Source organism: Cylindrospermum stagnale PCC 7417, assembly GCF_000317535.1.
In the GTDB taxonomy this organism is placed as follows: Bacteria; Cyanobacteriota; Cyanobacteriia; order Cyanobacteriales; family Nostocaceae; genus Cylindrospermum; species Cylindrospermum stagnale.
Map to the genome: position 1 here is coordinate 1 of NC_019758.1, position 20,876 is coordinate 20,876.

Annotated in this window: 19 protein-coding genes; 12 read left to right on the forward strand and 7 right to left on the reverse strand. The window is 38.5% G+C overall.

Features of this window, described 5'->3' with window-relative positions; all coding sequences use genetic code 11:
* Positions 1-45 precede the first annotated feature (45 nt).
* The 5 genes from CYLST_RS31970 to CYLST_RS32000 all read left to right on the forward strand — a co-directional run bounded on the left by CYLST_RS31970 (position 46) and on the right by CYLST_RS32000 (position 5,790).
* Complete coding sequence (locus tag CYLST_RS31970; protein ID WP_015211432.1) at positions 46-2,316, forward strand: transposase-like zinc-binding domain-containing protein; 2,271 nt, start codon at positions 46-48, stop codon at positions 2,314-2,316.
* Positions 2,317-2,364: 48 nt separating this feature from the next.
* The gene (locus CYLST_RS31975) at positions 2,365-2,628 is read left to right on the forward strand and encodes a hypothetical protein (RefSeq protein WP_015211433.1); all 264 of its coding nucleotides are present in this window, start codon (positions 2,365-2,367) and stop codon (positions 2,626-2,628) included.
* Between the two features lie 1,164 nt (positions 2,629-3,792).
* Positions 3,793-4,449 (forward strand): tyrosine-type recombinase/integrase, encoded by a 657-nt coding sequence (locus tag CYLST_RS31990; RefSeq protein ID WP_015211436.1) that lies wholly within the window; start codon positions 3,793-3,795, stop codon positions 4,447-4,449.
* A complete protein-coding gene (locus tag CYLST_RS31995; RefSeq protein ID WP_015211437.1) occupies positions 4,442-4,633 on the forward strand; it encodes a helix-turn-helix domain-containing protein in 192 nt (63 codons plus the stop codon). The genes CYLST_RS31990 and CYLST_RS31995 overlap by 8 nt, the downstream gene beginning before the upstream one ends.
* Before the next feature lie 65 nt (positions 4,634-4,698).
* A complete protein-coding gene (locus tag CYLST_RS32000) occupies positions 4,699-5,790 on the forward strand; it encodes a hypothetical protein (RefSeq protein WP_015211438.1) in 1,092 nt (363 codons plus the stop codon).
* 78 nt (positions 5,791-5,868) lie between these two features.
* Here CYLST_RS32000 and CYLST_RS32005 read toward each other — a convergent pair whose 3' ends face one another.
* Entirely contained in the window at positions 5,869-6,399 is a 531-nt protein-coding gene (locus tag CYLST_RS32005; protein ID WP_015211439.1) for a hypothetical protein, read from the reverse strand.
* Between the two features lie 251 nt (positions 6,400-6,650).
* Here CYLST_RS32005 and CYLST_RS32010 point away from each other — a divergent pair, with 251 nt between their 5' ends.
* Both CYLST_RS32010 and CYLST_RS32020 read left to right on the forward strand, forming a co-directional pair.
* A complete protein-coding gene (locus CYLST_RS32010; RefSeq protein WP_015211440.1) occupies positions 6,651-8,519 on the forward strand; it encodes a protelomerase family protein in 1,869 nt (622 codons plus the stop codon).
* A gap of 476 nt (positions 8,520-8,995) precedes the next feature.
* Positions 8,996-9,550: a hypothetical protein gene (locus CYLST_RS32020; RefSeq protein ID WP_015211442.1), complete on the forward strand. Its 555-nt coding sequence runs from the start codon at positions 8,996-8,998 to the stop codon at positions 9,548-9,550.
* 220 nt (positions 9,551-9,770) lie between these two features.
* On the opposite strand, the gene gvpU is transcribed toward CYLST_RS32020, so the two are convergent.
* Positions 9,771-10,211 carry a gas vesicle accessory protein GvpU gene (gene gvpU / locus CYLST_RS32025; protein ID WP_015211443.1) on the reverse strand — a complete coding sequence of 147 codons (441 nt, stop codon included), beginning with the start codon at positions 10,209-10,211 and terminating at the stop codon, positions 9,771-9,773.
* A 113-nt stretch (positions 10,212-10,324) separates the two neighbouring features.
* Positions 10,325-10,570 (reverse strand): DUF2188 domain-containing protein, encoded by a 246-nt coding sequence (locus CYLST_RS32030; protein WP_015211444.1) that lies wholly within the window; start codon positions 10,568-10,570, stop codon positions 10,325-10,327.
* A gap of 746 nt (positions 10,571-11,316) precedes the next feature.
* Between CYLST_RS32030 and CYLST_RS32035 the strand changes: the two genes are divergently transcribed.
* Positions 11,317-11,535, forward strand: a complete 219-nt coding sequence (locus CYLST_RS32035) for a hypothetical protein (protein ID WP_041234267.1) — start codon at positions 11,317-11,319, stop codon at positions 11,533-11,535.
* A 1,074-nt stretch (positions 11,536-12,609) separates the two neighbouring features.
* Here the strand turns inward: CYLST_RS32035 and CYLST_RS35045 are convergent.
* From CYLST_RS35045 to CYLST_RS32050, 4 genes are all read right to left on the reverse strand, one after another.
* A complete protein-coding gene (locus tag CYLST_RS35045) occupies positions 12,610-12,747 on the reverse strand; it encodes a hypothetical protein (RefSeq protein WP_157162755.1) in 138 nt (45 codons plus the stop codon).
* An 861-nt stretch (positions 12,748-13,608) separates the two neighbouring features.
* A complete protein-coding gene (locus CYLST_RS32040) occupies positions 13,609-17,439 on the reverse strand; it encodes a plasmid replication protein, CyRepA1 family (RefSeq protein ID WP_015211445.1) in 3,831 nt (1,276 codons plus the stop codon).
* A gap of 364 nt (positions 17,440-17,803) precedes the next feature.
* On the reverse strand, positions 17,804-18,136 hold the full coding sequence (locus CYLST_RS32045) for a hypothetical protein (protein WP_015211446.1): 333 nt from the start codon (positions 18,134-18,136) through the stop codon (positions 17,804-17,806).
* 9 nt (positions 18,137-18,145) lie between these two features.
* Positions 18,146-18,331 (reverse strand): helix-turn-helix domain-containing protein, encoded by a 186-nt coding sequence (locus CYLST_RS32050; RefSeq protein WP_245587577.1) that lies wholly within the window; start codon positions 18,329-18,331, stop codon positions 18,146-18,148.
* A 214-nt stretch (positions 18,332-18,545) separates the two neighbouring features.
* On the opposite strand from CYLST_RS32050, the gene CYLST_RS32055 reads away from it, so the two are divergent.
* The 4 genes from CYLST_RS32055 (at position 18,546) to CYLST_RS32070 (ending at position 20,866) form a co-directional block, all read left to right on the forward strand.
* Positions 18,546-19,214, forward strand: coding sequence for a hypothetical protein (locus tag CYLST_RS32055; protein WP_015211448.1), 669 nt, complete (start codon positions 18,546-18,548; stop codon positions 19,212-19,214).
* A 255-nt stretch (positions 19,215-19,469) separates the two neighbouring features.
* Positions 19,470-19,730 (forward strand): hypothetical protein, encoded by a 261-nt coding sequence (locus CYLST_RS32060; protein WP_015211449.1) that lies wholly within the window; start codon positions 19,470-19,472, stop codon positions 19,728-19,730.
* A gap of 5 nt (positions 19,731-19,735) precedes the next feature.
* Positions 19,736-20,023 carry a hypothetical protein gene (locus tag CYLST_RS32065; protein WP_015211450.1) on the forward strand — a complete coding sequence of 96 codons (288 nt, stop codon included), beginning with the start codon at positions 19,736-19,738 and terminating at the stop codon, positions 20,021-20,023.
* Positions 20,024-20,104: 81 nt separating this feature from the next.
* Positions 20,105-20,866: a hypothetical protein gene (locus CYLST_RS32070; protein ID WP_015211451.1), complete on the forward strand. Its 762-nt coding sequence runs from the start codon at positions 20,105-20,107 to the stop codon at positions 20,864-20,866.
* Positions 20,867-20,876: the final 10 nt, after the last annotated feature.

Consider the following 20,876-nt stretch of genomic DNA (forward strand, 5'->3'; position numbering starts at 1 on the left):
TAGGGAGTGTAACAACTCCCTAACTAATATTTTGAGGTAGGGTAAATGTCAGACTTTCAAACATTAAAAAATCGGGTAATTCTTGCATCATTTGCCAGCACTGGATTAGGTGTTTTACTACTGTTTACCCCTGCAAAAGCTGTTAGTAATTGGGTTATAGCAGGTTCAATTGGGTTTTTAGTCGCTGGTAATGCCATTGTAGATAAAGCTGAAAAGCTGCATGATAAACAGGCTAAAAAAAATAACTTTCAGTTACAAAAACTCGATACTGAGTTAGCAAACAATCATCAATTGCTATCCGCAAAAGTGCAAGAATTAGCCAGTATAAAGGCTGAATTAGTAATTAGTTACACCGATAATCACCAAATTACTCAGAATGCTTTACAGCTAAAAGCCACAATTAGCAAGCTGCAAGGTGAACTGATGACAGCTAAAAATCAACTCAGTGAAGCAAAGGATATAAATTCATCTACCGCTGTAGAGATTTTGCAAGATAGCTTTGTAGAGTTCAAAAGCCAGATATCAGCACTCACTACCATGCTGGCTAAAAAGTATCCTGATTTAAGCAATGATTGGGCATTAGTTGAGGTTGAATACCAGAAACAAGCAACTGAGTTAACTAATCAAATTAGGGTAGTTAGTGACCAATCAGAAAGCCAAGAATTAATCTCTATGGCGCTAGCAGTTCAGTATGAGATTTTATATCGCGGTTCAATGCTAAAAGTTAAAGCTTACAAATCAGTAGTTACCCACCTTGCTCAACAGCTTATTGATGTAATGCCAATTGATGAGCATAGCGCGGCTATTGAGGAATTAAACCAGACTTGGCAAGCCAAAACCCAAGCCGTTAAGCAAGAGTATCACCAGTATTTTGAAGCAATCAAAGCTGAGTTTTCAGAAGTTGCTGATACGGTTACTACTGCCTATAGGGAGGATTTTAATAGCATCATCTCTGAAGGCATGAGTCAATCAGAACAAATAGAAGCTTTACAACTGGAGTTACATCGACTTACCCGCAAGCTGGAGGAATTAAGTAAACCCCATCGCTTCCCAGGTCTAACAGAGCAAGCCCGTGTAGGCAATGCCATCATTGATTACTATCAGCGCTTGGGTTACTGCCTAGACGCTATCGACTGGGTTAGTAATGAAACAGGCTATAAACTGCTGTTTCACCATACCCGCAACGGTTCCCGGTTCATTAGCACCGACTTACTCAATGATGGAGACTTGCCAGAGAAACTAAAGGAAGTATCAGCCAGCTTGAACACCCCAAAGTTTGAGCAGTCAGAGCGGGGTGGTCACGTCGTTTTAGAGGTACAGACACGCCACAAGCGTAAATCCTCCAGCGCTGATGATATTGCCCGTTTATGGACACCTGCTAGCCAGTTTGAGAAAACGGTTAAAGATTGGTCACGGGTAAGAATCACCGGGGGCAGTGAATCTGGCAAGTCTCCCACGGCTGAAAATTTAGCTGTCTGCATACTCAAGACCCGACCGGGAACCGCCAAATTATTTAACCCACAGCATGACTCAGTAAAGAATTACTGGACAATTCCCGTAGTCGGGACAAGCCACAATGAAAGCGAGAAAGGCATTAGCACACTGGCTAAACTGGTTGATTTACGCTCAACTGGTAAAGAGTCTAGAGAACAGTTTGAAGTCTGGATATTTGACGAAATCGACTCAACAATGAGTCACACACACGGCAAAAAATCAGTGATTGGTGGTAATGTCAATTTCATTATTAAACAGGCATCACACCAGAATTTAGGCGCTATCTTCATCGGTCAAAATGCCAACGTCTCAGAATATCCAGGGATGGATAGAAGCGATTGGAATAATGCTGTTAATGTCCACATTGGCGCTAATGCCTACGATGCGATTACTAACTCTAATCGGTTCACCAGTGAGGAACAAGCCAAACTAAAGGCAACTACTGATAAATTGACTGAGTTTTGTACAGGGAAGAATGAGGAATTAGGACTAGATAAGACCAACCCGAATGCTTACCGTTTTGCGCTGGTTTTAGAACCCAACAAGAAACCTTACTTTGTTGAGTTGCCGCGCTTTGGCTGTTACACTTATGACCAAATAACCCCAGTAAATACTCTAGTTGCTGGCAACGATGCCAGCAATAATGCCAGCAACAGCCAAAGCCTAGAACCTTTACAGAGCAAGGATATTGCTGTTGCTGTTGCTGGGGATAGGGGGGTTATGTGTGCTGGGTGTGGCTCAACCAACATCAAGCGTAACGGTAAGATAGCAGGTAAGCAAAAATATCAGTGTAAAGATTGCAAAACTAACTGGAGTGAGTAATGGTAAATTGTTATGAGTTTTAAAAATTTTTGATTGGGAGAGATAGAGATGTCAGACAAGTTAGTAGTTTTTTTTGAATCACTCACACCACCTGCTAAAATTCCACTTGATTATTTTTTCAATAAAATAGTAGCTTTCTATGAGTGCGTTCCTCACACAGATTTGCAAGATGCTTATCAGTATTTTTATGATGGAAATATCACAGAAGCTCTTAAATATTTAGAATCAATTGGATTTGAAGATGTGAGGATTTTAGGTGATAAGCAATACTCAGATATGCAAGGATACATGACTTTAAAGAGGGAAGAATAAAATGGTTTTCTTCAGCTTTGAATGTTTGGGGAAGGAAGTAAGGTTGTATTATCAAGAGTTTTTTAGCTTTAATTTTACAATCTGGATTAATAGGGAATTAATAGGTAGAAATATCAAAGGTAAATTGTATTATCCCTGGTTTTCAGTGCGTAAAAAACCGCAACCTACTGTAGTAATTCCCAGCGATGACCCCGACGATATCCCATTTTGAATATTCAGATTCGCACTGTTTTAAACAGTGCTTTTACTGTTAAACTAATTACAGATTTTCAATTTCAGACACACCTAATCCAGAGTAAAAGTCAGTGCATTACAACACCAAAACAACCTTAACCTTCTCGTTCAATTTTCCTTTAAATTGTGATTCCCAAACAGAAGCGGAAGACAAAATCAAGGATTTAATTTCATCGGGAAATATTGGATTAACATTACCTACTGGCTACAGTAATTTAGAATTGGAAGATTCCGAAATCAGCATAAAACCCTGTAATGCCGATTCAAAAAGTATTATAGTCGCCACAGGATTTAGACGATAAAAAAATATTTCATTTTAAAAGTGAAATATTTTGTTAGTTTATAACTTGCAGTTATAAATATCTCAAACTCCCTCAACTTAAACCAAAACAAAAAAAACATCCTTGCACTTATTCAAACGGTAAAGGATGTTTTTTACTGTTCAAAATATTATTAAGTCATAACTTGCAGTTACAAAACCTCTTTAAACCTCAACAATTACAAAAATAACTGTAAGTTATAAAACGGCTTTACATCTATTTCTTAATCTGAATAACTTGCAGTTACAAAACCTCTCTAAACCTCAACAATTACAAAAATAACTGTAAGTTATAAAACGGCTTTACATCTATTTCTTAATCTGAATAACTTGCAGTTACAAAACCTCTCTAAACCTCAACAATTACAAAAATAACTGTAAGTTATGAAACGGCTTTACATCTATTTCTTAATCTGAATAACTTGCAGTTACAAAACCTCTCTAAACCTCAACAATTACAAAAATAACTGTAAGTTATGAAACGGCTTTACATCTATTTCTTAATCTGAATAACTTGCAGTTACTTAACTTTCCATACAACTCAAAACAATTTCTATAAATTAAGGCTCTAAAAGTTGTAGGCTGTAGATCACAGGGGTCTACAGTTGGCAATGAAAATCAATCGGCACGGACGCGCCAAAGTTCTGACACAGCAAGAAATACAGTTAATCTTCTCTCACGGCTTGGAAAATGACCGGGATAGAATGCTGTTTGGCGTGTGCCTGTTTAGTGCCTGTAGAATCCGAGAATGTGTAACCCTACTCACTCAAGACATCTACACGAACAAAGGGAATGTTAGACCACAGTTTGTCCTGAGAAAGTCAAACACTAAAGGCAAACTAGCCACACGCTCAATCCCAGTGATTGAAGACTTACGGCGGTTACTGGCTGATTATTACCCAACAGCGGGAAAGATTTATTTATTCCCCGGTCGCAGCAATGGACATATCAGCCATGACTCAGCAGCAAGGATATTAAGGCAAGCTTGTGAGCAAGTAGGAATTATAGGAGTGAGTACCCACAGCTTTAGAAGGACAGCTTTAACCCAGATGAGCAATGCTGGTATACCACTGAGGGTAATTCAGGAGATTTCGGGGCATAGGAATTTAGAGCAGTTGCAAAGATACCTGGAAGTGACTGATGAGCAGGTGTTAGGGGCAGCGGCGGCGCTGTCGATGTTGTCGCCAGTTTCGGAGGATGTCGGGAAATATGCCTTTAACGACATCGCTTTAAAAGCCCCTAATGTAGGGATTCCAGCCGATGATTAGGTTTAAATTAGCGATCGCCGATAAGCTGCTGCTGACTATTGCTGAGGTACATCTGCTAACGGGATTGTCTAAAGAACTTCTCAGGAATGCGATTACAGCAGGGGAGTTAAAAGCCAAAGTGATTGGTAAGAGTTGGCGAGTTAAACACAGTGACCTAGAAGAGTATGTTGACAAGCTGTTTTGAATCTCGCCAAACTGCGACGGTACAGACATATAATTGAATATCATTGTTAAAAATACAACTTGTTTATGGCTATCACAGTTTATTCTCAAAGATTTCAACGAGAAATAGATATTGAACAACTTTTATCTTTACTAGGTCATGATTTTGGACTAATAAAAACTAAAAATAAGATTCTATCAAAACTCGAAAAAGATGAAATTTGTCAAGATGTTCTTTGTCCTATATGTCGTTCCAAGGGAGATGGAGGAAAAATAGTATTAGCACCAACATTACAGCAAGTACACTTTAAATTTGATGTACATGAGTATTTTTGTGATGATAATAAATCTCAACAAAAAAAAGGTCAAAAAGGTAGGGATGTAGATTTCGGTAAAGATAGAAGTAACGAAACAAAAATTATTAGAGAGTTAGTTACTAAAGGCATAGAACAAAAAATAATATCTCAACAGATTATTAGTGATATGAGAAAATATTTTTATGAAGCTAAAGTAAAATATCAATATAAAATGGATATTTCTATAGATGCTTTACAATGGTTTTATCATTTAAAATGTTCTAAGCGAAAAAGCTTAAATATTTCAAATATTAAATTAAAATTTAATCCTCTTCATGCACAATTACCTGATTTTGATTGGAGACTAGCTGCTGAAATTTTCTTTATAAATGAAAATCATAATTTAATAGAAATGGCAAATGATTGTTACTGGGAAGACCCGCCTAAAACGTTTAATAAAATTCAAAAAATAATTAAAAATACGCAAGATAGTCTTGTATTTGATGTTAAAGAATTAGAAATACCTTATCGTAATACTATTAAATTATCAGATTTTATAGTCTATAATCTTGCAATAAAAAATAGTCAGGGATGGCATTTAACTAATTCTAATATAGTTTTGGCGTTTGCCGCGTTATTGTTATATATTTCTAACTGGGATATTGAATCAGCTATTTTAAAGTTGATAAACATTGTAAAATCACCAAATGTTACTGATAGAAATTCAGGAAATGTTATAGGTTTAAATCCTTTTTATGATTTTGAAGTTTGGGCTAGTATTTCTAAGATAAGAGAAGTTGCTAAAGCTAGTAAAAAAGGTTTCGATTATAACGCTCAAATAAAGACTATTGAAGAACAGTTAAAAAATGAATCGAAACAATAAAACTGTGCAGATCAACACCAATGATTCAGTCTATTTACTAAATTTTAAAAATCCACCTCAAGTATGTTCGCAGAAATATTACATTTTTATATTTTCAAAAACCAATTTACCTAAATTAAAATAACCCTTTACAGCATTATCTGTTGCAATATATTTTCCATTACCAAGAGTTTCCATATCGGGCAATTGTTTTAATAAAAACTCAATCAAAATATTGTTAACTGATAAAAAGTCTGTTCCATCCATCCCTCTTTCCCAGTACATTTTACCTATTCCAAGGTACTCTAAACTAAGGGTTAAATCATATTGCAACCCATAACATAAATCAGTTTTTGACAATTCTTTTAAATCTTTTTCAATTAACTTGGCATCTATAAAAACGGCACGAAATTCTGGGTAAGTTATCCCTAATCCGATTCTAGTTATTAATTCATCAATTTTTTTATAAAGTGCCAACAGCTTTGTATTTTTACATTGATTTTGTGCTGTCGCTGGTGTTACTGTTTGTGCGATCGCTCTACTACCGACGCCAGAAACACTACTAGACACAAACAGACTGCTAAAACAAACCACACTGGCAACAGCTAAATTAATTACTTTACTTCTCATTGGCTGTATTTAGGACTAAAACGGTTTTAAGCATTATAAAATACAATGGTTACCAGTGTAAATATTATACATAAACCTTTTCCATATTTTTACCCATTTTCCCCATTGGTAATCTATGGCTCTAATCACCCACTGCCAAAGGTTAGCCGTGTTTTTGCAACAACTGGTTAAATAAACTTTTAACAGGTATTGACATTATTGAACTGGTTAGACTACTATAGAACCAGTTCAGTGAAATAAGATTTAACCAGATGTCAAAGGCAGTACAGGAGAAAGTAAACCAACTATTTGAAGCCGTCAAAGATTTAACCAGTTACGACGAAATCAGGCCATACTGTGAAGAGTTCAATGAATGGCTAAACACTGAGACTAACTACAGCAAAGCTTCTCTAGGAACAGTTTTCAGCCGTACAGGTTTCCACAAAATATTTAAATCCATTCCATTGTTGCAAGGTCAAAACGCTGAATTAGTCCCCAAGCGTGACAGAGAAGGTAACGTGAAAGGGCATGAGTTAAAGCACTATGTCCTCTTGCTCTGTGGCTTGGATGATTCAGACTGGCAAGAGCGTAACAAGTCTGAAAAAGTTATCGGTCGCTTAGGTAATAGCCAAGAGCTTAACCCAGATGAATATTTAGAGCTTACTGGCAAGCTTTTAGAAAGTTTAGATCCTCATGAATTGGCTGTTGGTTTGATTGCCGCAACTGGTAGAAGACCCCATGAAATTTTAGCCCGTGCCAAATTTACACCTATTGACGGTCAAAGCTATCAAGTCATGTTTGAAGGTCAAGGGAAAAAACGCGGTGATAAACCAGTGTTTCAAATCGCCACCCTTTACCCAGCTAGTTACATCATTGAACGGCTGAATCATTTACGCAAATCACCAACTACAAGAGGTTTATTAACTGATATAGCTAATGAATTTCCCCGTGATATCGCGGCTCAAAATCGCTCAATAGATAGCCGTCGTAATGGTTCATTAAACAGAGTAGTAAGGCAATATTTTGGCGATAAAGGCAACAATAACCCAGTCCTCAACTTTAGACACGGTGAAGAACAAGACAACTGTAAAGCACTGAGAGCGGCTTACTTGGCACTGGCTACAGAGCGCGATTGTGAAGGCAGCATAGGCGCTAAAATGCTACACGCCGCAAAGTTGGCAGGACACTTTACCAACGAAAACCCCAATGATGGAGACTTGAATCACTTAGTAACTACTCTAGGTTACGCTGATTATGTAGTAACAAATACTGTCAATTTTCCAGATGCACCTACAAAAGATAAGCTGAGTAAAATTTCAGTTTTAGAATCAAACTTAGAAGAAATTCGAGAGATTCAAAAACAGCATAATTTACCCAATCAACAATCAGTTATTAGTCATTTAGTAGAGTCTTATTTAAACCGTCTAGATACTGCAAAAGAGCTTGTAGAAGCCAGAAAATTAATTACTGAGTTGCAAATTGAGAACGCCAAACTAAATCAAGATAATAGCAATATGCAAGCACAAATCACAGAATTACAATCAGAAAACCTACAACTACAACAAAAGGAAATAGAAATGTTATCTACAGAATCAGAGACTCAAAATAGCACCGTGTCATTACTAGAAGTTCAAGCAATGTTATTGCCACTAGTTCAAAGAATTGAGGCATTAGAAGCTGGACAAGTTAGCCAAACAGTTAAACCAGTGCAAGCCGTCAAAGTAGAGGTTAAAGAGGATATTGACTGGCAAGCCGTCAGCAATGCTGAACTGTGGAATAATGCAGACGGTAAAACCAACCGCGCTAAAGGTGCGAGTGAAGAAAAAATCAGAAGATGTTATGAGGCAATTTGCTTGTATAACAACACTGTAGCCACTGGAGATAATGACAGATTAGCCATTACTAACCAAGCTTTAAGAACTCTGTCAGGTGTCAATGGTTTAGCAATTGGGGAATGGATAAAAGCTCACTCAGAGGAAATTATCAGCCATCACAGTAAATACAGGATGGAGAACCCCAAAGATGCCAGCAAGGTAGAAACCTACTACAACAAGCGACACGGAGCGGAAAAGATAGCGGATATCTTGGGGCTGATCAACACAGAATTACTGGAAGGGGAAGCGATGAGAATAAATGTGTAACGCCGCGTTATGGCATTGCATAATGTTTTCTTATCAGATATTTAAAACTTTTGAGATTATGTAATAGCTCCTGACTTGGGAGATTCCCCAAACTCACCCGCCTTTATGGCGGGTTTACCGTGTTGTTGGTATGGACGATGGACGCGATGCTATCTTTAAGCAGTGGTTGGCTAAGGATTTAGCCAAGCTTGATGCTACTGCTGCCAGCGATAAGGTACAGAATCATGTCCCAGTCGCGTCCACGGACGGTAACTATAAGAATGAACCGTTATCGGACACTAGACAAGCAGAACCCCCCCAAAAACTTAGTAGGGGGGGTTGTTTCGGCTGTCGGGAAAGTAGCTCAGTTTGTAGTTAACTGTGCTACCTCTGAGGGTATAGCATTGAGTAAAGAGCAGCTTATCTAAAATAGACTGAACGATATTCGATGAGGTTTTAAGTTGCAATTCAATTACTGTTAAAAACTAAAATCTGATATGGGTGAAGCGAAGAGACGAAAGAAACTAGATCCGAGCTATGGACAGCTTAAAGCGAAAATACTGTTAGATGTACAGCAAATGATTTATAGTTCTCCATTAGTTCAAGAAATGGCTATAAATCAACTTCTAGAGGATGAAAACTTTTGGTTACAAAAGACTGATATTCTTTATGAACCTGTTGTAGCTTCTGAAGAAAAAAGGTTTTATTGGACAACTTCACCAACAGATTCACGAAAAAATAAAAATAGATCCTATTTTATAAAACATGAAAAAATAGTAAGAGATGCAATTTCCCCATTGATAGGAAAATTTGGAGCGGGTTGGATTATTCAATTAGAACAACCTGAGATAGATAAAACGCATTTCAATTATGTTCCTGCTACCCAAGAAAATTTAGAGAAATTGGCACAAGACCAATTTTGTGGGTCTATGGGTCAAACTATAAGGTTTATTATTGAAACGGCAATGTTTAGGTGGGATTGGGGTAAATGTGTGCCTGTTATAGCTACTACTGTACGAGATGAAGACCCAGTTTGGATTTACATAGTATAAAGGGTTTCATTTCTTAATCATTCACTCCCTAAAATTCAACAGAGTAGGTAGTTAAGATACAAACTTCAAGTCCGTAGTTTTAATATAGCTTCTGATGGCTGATCGCAATCGTTATTGGCATAACGCTTGCGTAGCGGTAATTCATGAATTACCCTACTTTCGTTCTGTTTTACGTAAGTCCTGTTAACTTATAGTTGCTATACAAATGCTACAAAATGGCTCATTGAATTTTCCCTAATGAAAATCCGTCAACTTGGTCAAGCCGTCCTCTCCAGTAAATGCCAATGTCATCAGGGTTAAATATTGTACCAGAAATAAATTTGGCATTTCTGAGATGTACATGTATTGGGTCAGGCTTGTTGTCTTCTTTTTCTTTGTATAATAGAGTAATATTATCTCGGAACTTTCTAAAACCTTCTGCGAAAGCTTGAGTCACTATTGGTTCTCCATTGGCTGTCTCAATTTCTTTAGCTAAACTATCAAAATATTTTTCTGCTGAAATTGCTACTCCACTAAAAATAATTCCTTTTACATAAAGGGTTATATCAATTTCCATACCTGTTTGATTTACGAGACTAATAATGGTTTTTAGTACAACATCAATCTCCATATTACTAGGCAAGTTTTTATCTTGATTATCAGCCATGCGTTCATATACCATATTGCTCATCCTCTATTTCAATATGTAATTTGCTTCTTCAAGTGAATCAGGCATACAAGAAATGTATGCCTGCCTTCTTCTCAGCTAGGCGATGGAAAACTTAATAAGTTGACCTAATGTTTTGTATCAGTAGAACTCTTCGGATCATTACCAGGTTTTACTGTGTCAGAATCACTCCACTTTCCATGCGTGTCTTGACTCCGAACTTCACCACCACCATTGTTACCAACAATTTCTTTAGCATAAGCTTCTGCTTCTGCTTTTGTGTCAAAAACTCCGCTAGCCCTTTTTGCATGAGCTTTTTTAACAGCCCATCCTTCAGGATGATTAACTACGTATCTGTCATTCTCTGTTGGCATATTTTACTTATCAAAATCAATAGTTCATTTGTATCACAAGCTGACTAATAGTGCAATATTTGGCGTATCAAGCTAATTGACTTTGAAATCTTCCAACACAAGCTTAAGGCTAGCTGCCATACGCTCTGGAGTGTTCCACTTAGCGCTATCAATGACAGACTGAATCTTGACCTTAGCCCGTGCCACCTTATCTTCAAGCGAATCAGGTATACATTTTTGTTTTATACCTGCTTGTCTCTCAGCTAGGCGATCGCATTTTTGGCGATAGTAAAGCAGGTCAGAGCAACTGAAGATTATCTAATAGTTACTGACTACTGCCCAGTCAGGAGTTTTAAACCAGTGCAGAATTATTTTGATTTTGCGGTAATTGCTTAGATAATAAATTTTGTAGTATTTATATTGACCTTACAAAATCCTACTTACTGAGGCAACTTTTTTAAGATTTTCAACGGCTGTAAAGCTTACTGTGCAAGGGTTAAACCGCGTCCAATGGGGTGGACGGCTTCTTATAATAAATTCAAAACCAGAGAAGTATATTAAACACAAACCTGGGGGAAACGGTCAAGCTTGTGTAGTATAGTTGAAGTCAAATAACTACAATAGCCGCTCAAGACCGGATAACAGGCCGGAAGTTGTAAGCCAATAGCGGCTGCTAGAAAGTCCAAAAGGCAAGCTGAGGGCATAGTTACGGGGAAACAGCCATTAAGCCAGATAGACGCGGCTAACGGTCGGTAAACGGGTCAACGGTGGCGATCGCCTACGCCATCGCCCAACAGATTGCCAGATCGCCTCTACCGCCAAAGTTGGGGAAGGATGGAGGGCAAAAAATGCCAATAGCCAAGCCAGAACAGCCAGCAAGCCGCGTTAAACCGATGGCAGTAGCAATACAGGCTAAAATCGCTATCGGTCATTGTGACGCGGGTAATCACCAGTTGGCGGTAGTCAGCAAAGTTGATATTATGTAGTACGATTGAAACTTAATGAAAGTTTAAAAACAGTTTTTCGGCAACTTTTGGGCAACCAGTTAAAGCACGATTTAACCAGTTAGGGGCAGATAAAACCAGTTCAATAATACTTAACCAGTTAGACACAAATAACCAGTAAGCTAGTGATGAACTGGTTGGGTAGAGGTTGAACAGGTTCAATGCGACTATGTAACCAGTTAGATAAACTAGTTAATTACGTTAAGAACTAGTTCATCGGACAGAATTAACTGGATGCCAGAATGCTTATTACATAAGGATTGTGATTATTGCAGACATAACCAGTTCATAGTCGAGGGAACCAGTTAGCAAGAGGGGATGAACCAGTTAGATGACTGTAGTGAACCAGTTCATAATGTAGATATAACCAGATGCCACGATGCTTACACAGCAAGGGTTTCAGTACCGCAGACATAATCCCAGACATAACCAGTTCAATGCACACATAAGTCAATTAACCAGTTCACGCAATCGAACCAGTTAGACCTCAACACATCTAACAGGTACGTCTGTTAATTTAAATTAACAGACGTACCTGTTAGATGTGTTGAGGTCTAACTGGTTCGATTGCGTGAACTGGTTAATTGACTTATGTGTGCATTGAACTGGTTATGTCTGGGATTATGTCTGCGGTACTGAAACCCTTGCTGTGTAAGCATCGTGGCATCTGGTTATATCTACATTATGAACTGGTTCACTACAGTCATCTAACTGGTTCATCCCCTCTTGCTAACTGGTTCCCTCGACTATGAACTGGTTATGTCTGCAATAATCACAATCCTTATGTAATAAGCATTCTGGCATCCAGTTAATTCTGTCCGATGAACTAGTTCTTAACGTAATTAACTAGTTTATCTAACTGGTTACATAGTCGCATTGAACCTGTTCAACCTCTACCCAACCAGTTCATCACTAGCTTACTGGTTATTTGTGTCTAACTGGTTAAGTATTATTGAACTGGTTTTATCTGCCCCTAACTGGTTAAATCGTGCTTTAACTGGTTGCCCAAAAGTTGCCGAAAAACTGTTTTTAAACTTTCATTAAGTTTCAATCGTACTACATAATATCAACTTTGCTGACTACCGCCAACTGGTGATTACCCGCGTCACAATGACCGATAGCGATTTTAGCCTGTATTGCTACTGCCATCGGTTTAACGCGGCTTGCTGGCTGTTCTGGCTTGGCTATTGGCATTTTTTGCCCTCCATCCTTCCCCAACTTTGGCGGTAGAGGCGATCTGGCAATCTGTTGGGCGATGGCGTAGGCGGGCGGTTACGCCATCACCAATTTTGCCCCAAACCGATAAACACGGTTTAACCTTGCTACACTACATAAACATAATACAGTTATGTTACATACCGTCTCATGATTCTGATTTTGCTTAACACCGTTTAAACGCGCTGGTTTTACCCAATGCCATCACGTGCTACACAAGTATAATACACTTATGTTATACACCATAGAACTTACTGCTACACCGTTCTTATACGCGCTAATTTCGCCCCAATCATTCCGTTTTAAATTTTCTAGACAGCTTTACCCGCAAAGACTCCCTAAGTCGTCTATTTTAGCCTGTGACAGGTTTAAACTGTTTAAACGACTAATACAGCGTTTAATAGTTTTGACTTCTACAACCCGTATTAAAACCGCGCTGATAGGATTTTGCCCCAATTTCCCCCAATGCCGTTTTATACTTAAATTAAACCAGTAACATTTTTTACGTCACCCAAAACCTAATATATATCTTTAGCTTCTTTCCACCATTTATTTGTTCTATACTTATGGCTGACGTAAAAACCTATACGTCAGCCGTGGTTGATAACTACTAGCTGACGTATAAACTCACACCAAAAAACCGTCCCGATGGTTTAGGACGGTCGGTTGGTTGGGATTCTGTGGGATTGTGGGGGACGTGTAGAGGGTGTATAACTGATAATTTTTAGATAACCGTGTATAGCAATATTTGCAGATATGTCAAATCATTTTAAATCTGCAATATTTGTTATACACGGTTTAAACCGTTGCTAACAGTTTATTCCTTAGAGGGTGTTTAATTTAGTAACAATCTGCCAACAATTGCCCGTTAATTTCATCCATCAAGACAATATCCCAGATAGCAACTATCTTTCTCAAATCCATAGATTCTCTAAGGGCTGCTAGGAACTCATCAGCCAACGCTTTAATATCTTCCCTACATTGTGCAACTTTACCCGCTACCAACTGTCTTACAACGGGTAAGACGTTGATATGTTTGTCATCTAGGGTAAAGCCGTCAACGGTTTGGGGTAGTATAAACTCTGTTAGTTCCTTGGCTTCTGCCTTGGTTTTGGCTTGAAGTTCTTTAACATAGCTGTCAACATCCAAAGTAGGAGCTTGACCATAACTTTCATTACCCGTCAATTCTTCCCTATTTGGTTCATAGTTTGGCACGGTTTGATAAAATTCTGAGACAGAATCAATACCCATTTCTTCCATCAATTCCCGTTCCTTAGCTTTCTCGGTTTCGTGTTTCTGTAGTCTTTCTAAATCACGGTTGTACCAATATTCACAAACTTGGTTAGCGTCAATTACCTTACACGCTGGTTTATGCCACATCTGGACACGATTACCGTCACTTCCCACACGCTTACCTTTGACAAAAGCTAACCCAACCCAACCTACTATCCTTTGAGCCATTTCCATAGGATTCTCTAGGATTTCCTGTTCAATTTTCCATTTTCCCGTTAACGGGAAAAATAGTTTTTGGAACTTCCAGAAATTATCTAAGATAACATTAAAACATTCTTGTAAGGTTTCGTTGTTTTTATCAAAGTTATCCAACTCTAGCAAGGCATCAAAGTCAATAGTATCAAGGGCTTCTACTTTATTTCTGTATGATTTTAGGTCAACTAAATATGCTCTACCATCACCGTACTTTTTAGCCAATTCGTATTTTCTAATATCCAATTTGGGCATCAATTCCCGACCCTTAGACCACAGATAAAAAAGGTATAGACGGTTGTACAAATCCTTATCATCTGCCTTAACTAATTCTTCCGTAACTGTTTCCACACCGTAAGATTGCTTAATAGAGGCTTTACGAAGTTCCCGACGTTCCTTGACGGTCATCTCCCTTTGTTTTTTCAAGGTTTCAATCTGTGTAGGTTCTATATCATCGGCTTTGGTTGTTTCGACACGATCTACTCTATAAGCCTCCTTACAACCTTCTGCAATTTCTTTTCTGAGTGCCTTTTCTTCACTTTCGCTAGGTAGTTGGATAGGTTCGTAGTCAAGCGTAGGTAGGACATTATCACAAATAATGTGTCCTTCTTCTCTAAGACCATTTAAAATGCTTTCTCTGTAGTTGCGGTTGGTGTAGTTGATGAAAGCCCCAAATTTAGCCCAAGCCGTTGTAAACGGGTCAAAGGAATAACCACCTGTTTCTAAATCTTCCTGTAGTCCATTTTGACGTAAGTAGTCTTTTAATTCGGCTTGTCTGGTTTTCTCATCTCCGAGAATCCCATTAGCCCAAATCATCCCATTACCAACCTTACTCAAACCTTTTTTACTAATCCAAATAAATCTAGGAACAGGCTTTCTGTACCGTGCTAAAAATTGCCTAACAGTGTTAGCAGTTTGTAAACCGGAAAAAATGCCAAATACAGCGTCAAATCTATCAATATCAATACTAACTCCGGTTTCGATTACCGATGTACACAAAACTACATCATAATCAAGTAATACTTCATTTAATCTTTCAGTGCATTTGTAGGCGGGACTTTGTGGATCAGCTACAGTTTGACCATCAACAATCAAAACCTTTAATTCTGGAAATCTTTTTTTAATTTCCTCAGACAGATATTGAGAGCCATACTTGGCTTTAATCTTCTGACCTGATAGACAGAATAATAATTTTTTACCCCGCTTTAATTGGTCAAAGGCGACCTTTACCAGAGAACCGGGAGTAGTGCCTGTGAAATTACAAATCTTCCAAGGATTCTTGTACTTGTATTCATTTACAATGATGTATCTTTTCTTGTTTCCATCAATCAAACTGCAAATGAAATTAACCGCGATATCGTTTAAGTCAGCGTCAGCGCAAATTATTTTACCTCCTGATTTAATAACAGTATTTAACAACAATTTAAAATTGTTAAACACTCTAACCCGTTGCTGTTTCATGTTGGGGTCGGTCAACAAGTGCCAGATTAATTGACAAACTTCATCTAAAACAATAATCGCTCCCTTCCAACTATCAGGATTAAATCTGGCTTGGCTGAAAGGATGTAAAGAGTTGATGCAAAGCCCGTAACCATAAACTAATTTATCAATCTGGCTTTGTTCTGTTTTATCATCTACATAGGGTAGTTTGAATTTTTCACATAAAGCCCTGCCTAACTGGACGCGGTGAACAATAGCTAAAATTCTTTTTTGTTCACCCTCTGAAAACTGTTTCAACCACTCTGATATAGCCCATGTTTTACCCGTGTTTTTATCCGATTTGATAAAGATTAAGTTTCTATCAGCCGGAATATCTAAAATGCCTATTTTCTCTTTATTAATAAGCAAATCGGCATCAATCAAAAGTTTATTTAAGTTTGAAGTTCCCCACTCTATAAAAGGGATTTTAGCTTGGTAGATGATATCTAAATAATCCTTGCCAGCATTGAAAATTACATCATCAATTCCCTTTCCTATAGCACCATTCCAAGACATTACAGAAACAGTTGATTTTTGCTTTTTGATTGCAAACCCAAGACTATTTAAAGCCTTGGAAACGCCTACAACTGTTTTATGTTTTGCATCAGAATCAAAACAAACAACCCACTCTCTAGGAACATCTACAAAGTATTGCAAAGCTGGTATTAACTCGCGGTTGATTACTTTACCATTCCCATCCTTCTCACTAACTCCCCAAAGCCATACACCAGATACAGCAATTGCAAGTATACCGTGTGAAAGTAGAGCGGCTGCTTTCTTACTGCCTTCTGTAATTACTATGGTCAAGCCCTTGTCTCTCACATATTGCCAAAATCCCCAATCTTGACCGTCTAAAACCAACGGATCTTCACAGAATTTTTCTTTAATATGTCTGGGAAGTTTTAGCGCGTAAAGTTCGGTTAAATTTCCTTTTTTCCCTTTTGGGGCTTCATACTTAACAGGCTTGCCATTTTTACCCGGTCTTGGTTGGTTTGGCTTGACCTGACACCATTCTGATTCATCACGGCTGTTAATCAAATCAACCGTTTTACAAACCATCCCACCAGCGTATAAATGACCATACATACGCATTGTAGAAGCTGTCAATCCTCCGGTGTTAATGCGTTTTTCGACATCAGATAAAATGTAGCTGTAAGTAGTATTGCCCTCTACAGAAATGTAATTTAAAGCCTTGATACCGTCATCAATGCCACTAAGCTCTAAATCTTTCCAATGCTTATAAATTAACTTGGCTTCTGGATAGTTCTCTAGGAAAGTTTGGTATTTGGCTCTTAATTCGGTTTCGGTTTCGGTTTTTTTGGTTTTAGCTGATTTAATTTCCTGTAGCGGTTTCTGTACAGAATTACCTTTTATCAGCTTATAAAGCCGTTTTACAGCCTTAACTGTAAATGATTTGGCTTTACTTCCTATAGCTCTAAATTTCAGTAAATCTCGGAATTTCACAAAATCTATACAGTTTAAAGCGGTTTGTAGCGCTAATAGGTTTCCGCATATTAAACCGTGTACATCGGTCGAAACAGAACCAGAACCGGAATTAGAAGCCAAAAAACCGTAACTGTCAGTTAAAACCGAATTTTGCGAATGATTCTCATAACTGTCAGTTAAATTTGTTGAATTATGAGAAGATTGTGAGAAAATTCGCTCTTGGCTATTGCCAATTATGGTAGAATTTACTATAATGGTCATAGGTTGGGGCAAAGGATTGTAAACCCTGCGGGTAGATTTTTTTGCCCAAACTATAAAAACGCTGCTAAGATTGACTCAAGTATTAATGTCTGTTGGCGCGTTTTTAAAGCTGTTCGTTTTTACAGTTTGGGCGTTCAGCAGATTTTTTTTGTAACTTCCAGTTACGCGCTGTTTAAATGAAAATCTTTTTAAGCAAAAACTTGGGGGAGTAGTGCTAAAAAGATTACAATATTAATTGTATCATAATAAAAACTTATAATAGAAATCTTCTTGGAAATCATTACCCACTAAGGGTTTAACAAAAGCCATTACAGCAAAATACCCCGGTATATAAAAGATATGCCGGGATATTTTTTTGAGCGCCTCATTTATCCATCAGCTTTATCAAAATCGCTTCCAATCGCTCTAAAGCAGCATTAGTGGATCGTTGATTCTCTTCAAAACGTTGCTGATGCTCCTCAGATTTGCGCTGCATCTCATCAAAATTCCTATCAAGTCTTACTATGATGTCGTCTAGTATTGCACTTCTGGCTAATACTGTATTCGCAGTGCTGATAAAATCATCAACTTTATAGGTAAGTTCGGCTAATCTTTCACCGCTGGTTTCTTGCTGAATCACCACGCGCTCTAATATGGCTTCTATCCTGTCTAGGCGGTTAGGTGGTTGTCCGTTGTTATGTCCTGGTGTTGTGGTCATCTTAATTTTTTATAGTTGTTCAGCCGTTTGAATTTGGAACATATCACCCATAGAGACGCCAAAGAAGCTGCACAGTTTGATGGCGGTAGCGTTATCGATACGGCTAAAACGATTTTGGGCGTAACCTCTAATGGCATTCTCTGTTACTCCAATCTCTCTACTTAATTGGGCAATATTTAAATTTTTGTTGTCCATAAAGTTTTTTAAGTAGCAATGCATACGCGGTTCCATAACAATATTCCAGCCAATTCTAACTTAATACTCGTATAGTTAAGTATTAGATTACATTATATAACAAGGTGTTTGACATCTACTAGTCTAATATAAATCTACTCGCATAATAGAGTAGTCATGTTACTATGTATTCAGTGAAGGAAACAACCGGACACTGAACACGCCTAAAAGCTTTATGAATCAAGACATTATCGATGTTGACTGTCTAGCCACTGAACCGGACACTGACCAAACAGTGAACAGTTCACTGAACACCACTGAACACCCCACTGACCGATCAGTGTTCACTGCCAAAGACTTGGCAGCAATCCTAGAAAGTACCGAGCGCACGGTTTACAAGTATGCTGCCAAAATCATTGAGGCTTGGCACTGGCTACCAGAATCAGATTTTAGAGTCGATGGTATCTACACTGCCAAAGCACTGGAGGAAATGAAGCGGATAAAAGCTTGCAAAAACGCTAACGCCTATATTGCCTTGATTGCCAGCGAAAATCAAAAACCTGTTATCCCTACCGCTAAAACTTCCAACACTGGCAAAATATCCAGCGCTTTAGCCTTACCAACACGCCAAACTGAAGTATTAGAATCTCGACTAGCCACAATTCAAGGCAACTTATCTGCTCAAAATATCAGCGTTCAGGACAGAGTAAAACTGGCTTTAACTCGCATCTCGGAAGAGAAGCAACGCACCAATAACAACCAAAGCGCGTTAGATGAAGCGCGTAAGCAACAGATAGCAATGAAAGCCACCCAAGACGCATTAGAGGAGCATGAGGTTTACCAACAGGTAAAAAATGCTGTTAAGGAACAGTTGCTAATTGAAGAGTTACAGCAGCAAGGTTAGAAGCGATCGCCCAACTTGGCGGAAGGAAGCGATCGCCCAATCAATCCCTATCTAAGAATTGAATGCCCAAATTTTACCCCATAGCAGCACTTTTAGTAGTGCTGCTTACTTCCCAATGCTTTACCGCAATTACCACACCCACAACGCCACCTACACACCGGGGAGATTGTCGCAACTGTCGATAAAAAAGGGAAGCCGTAAAGCTTCCCAAAGCCTTTGTAAAATCCCATTTCTGGAATTAATTACTTAACAATCATGACACAAGAACAAATCAAAACAGTTCTCAGAGGTATTGAGGAAACTTTGAGAATGATTGCCAGCCTGACAGAGTACCAAAAATTGCAAAATAGCGAGTATTTCACCACAAGCAATGATTTGACTTTAGGTGATGCCATTCAATCTGTATCAGAAGTTTATGAAGGCATTTTAGAGGTGCAATACCAAGAAGAAATAGCCGCAAATCAGGCACGGTCAGAAGCGCAATTAGACCTTACACAAAATCACCCTTGGAGTTAATAGCCATGACACGTTTAACAGTTAAACAACAAAATCAAGCTTATTTCAACGCTCTAATGATTCAGATGGAATGCAGCAACCCAACCGAGGCATTAAATCATTTGTTGATGGACTTAAAAAGACGCGGTTACAGCTTCCTAGAAGGTATGGAGTATGTACCCGCCTACACAGCAGAAGCATTGCCACAGAGAGCGATTAAAGGCAAACTGCAACCTGCTCAACCTGCTTTTAACCATCCTGAAAGTGACCCCGTAATTGATAGATTAGCTTTGCTTTTGGATGACTTTAGTTAACAACTGAATAGCGATTGTTACCAGTGCTGAGGTTAGAGTCTCAGCACTTTTCAAGTTTTTTACTAACAGGAATTAGCAACTATGGCACACCCTAGAGGGCAATTAACAGGCAGTAAACGCACACAGCCCAAAACCCCAAGAGTACCCAAAACCTCAAAATTAAAGCAGACTGCTGAGAAGATTGCCGATACTACCAAAGCAGTTGGCGAAACTGCCAAAGCTGTAACCACTGCTGTAGGTACAGTTGCTAACTCTCTTGGCGACATTGCAGAATCAATCGGCATTTTAGGCACAGGTCACACCAGACAAGAAATTAAATCACATGATGCCTATGGAGGCTTACAGCTAGCAACATTTAACCCAGATGGTTATCTAGCTTCTGACTTGTTTACAGATAGCTCTAACCTCACCAGGACATCAAAAGCTGTGGCTGATGAAATTGTCTCTAGTGTGGAAGAAAAACGCCAAACTCTCAGGGTGGTTGCTGCCAACTTAGAGTTAAATACTGATGCTCTTAAGGTAGGTGTTAAGTCTGAGAAAATGACTCAATCAGCCATTGATTACGGCACTAGCAAGGTGGGAACAGAGACAAAATTAACCCAGTTCCAAACAGCCACAGTACAGTATGAAACTGCCCTTACCAAGCTTGACCAATCAACCGAGAAACTAGAACACGAACGGGTAACACTGGAAGGTTTGAGGAATGAACCCGACCAACGCCGTAGATTCTGGCAAGAAAAATATAACTTGGGTGAGTCTCGTATCAAACAAGTGCAACTGGCTAAATATCAACTAGACGCCAAAATTGGGGCAATTGATAGCGAGTCTGAATCAGCAGAATAGTTGAGTTTTA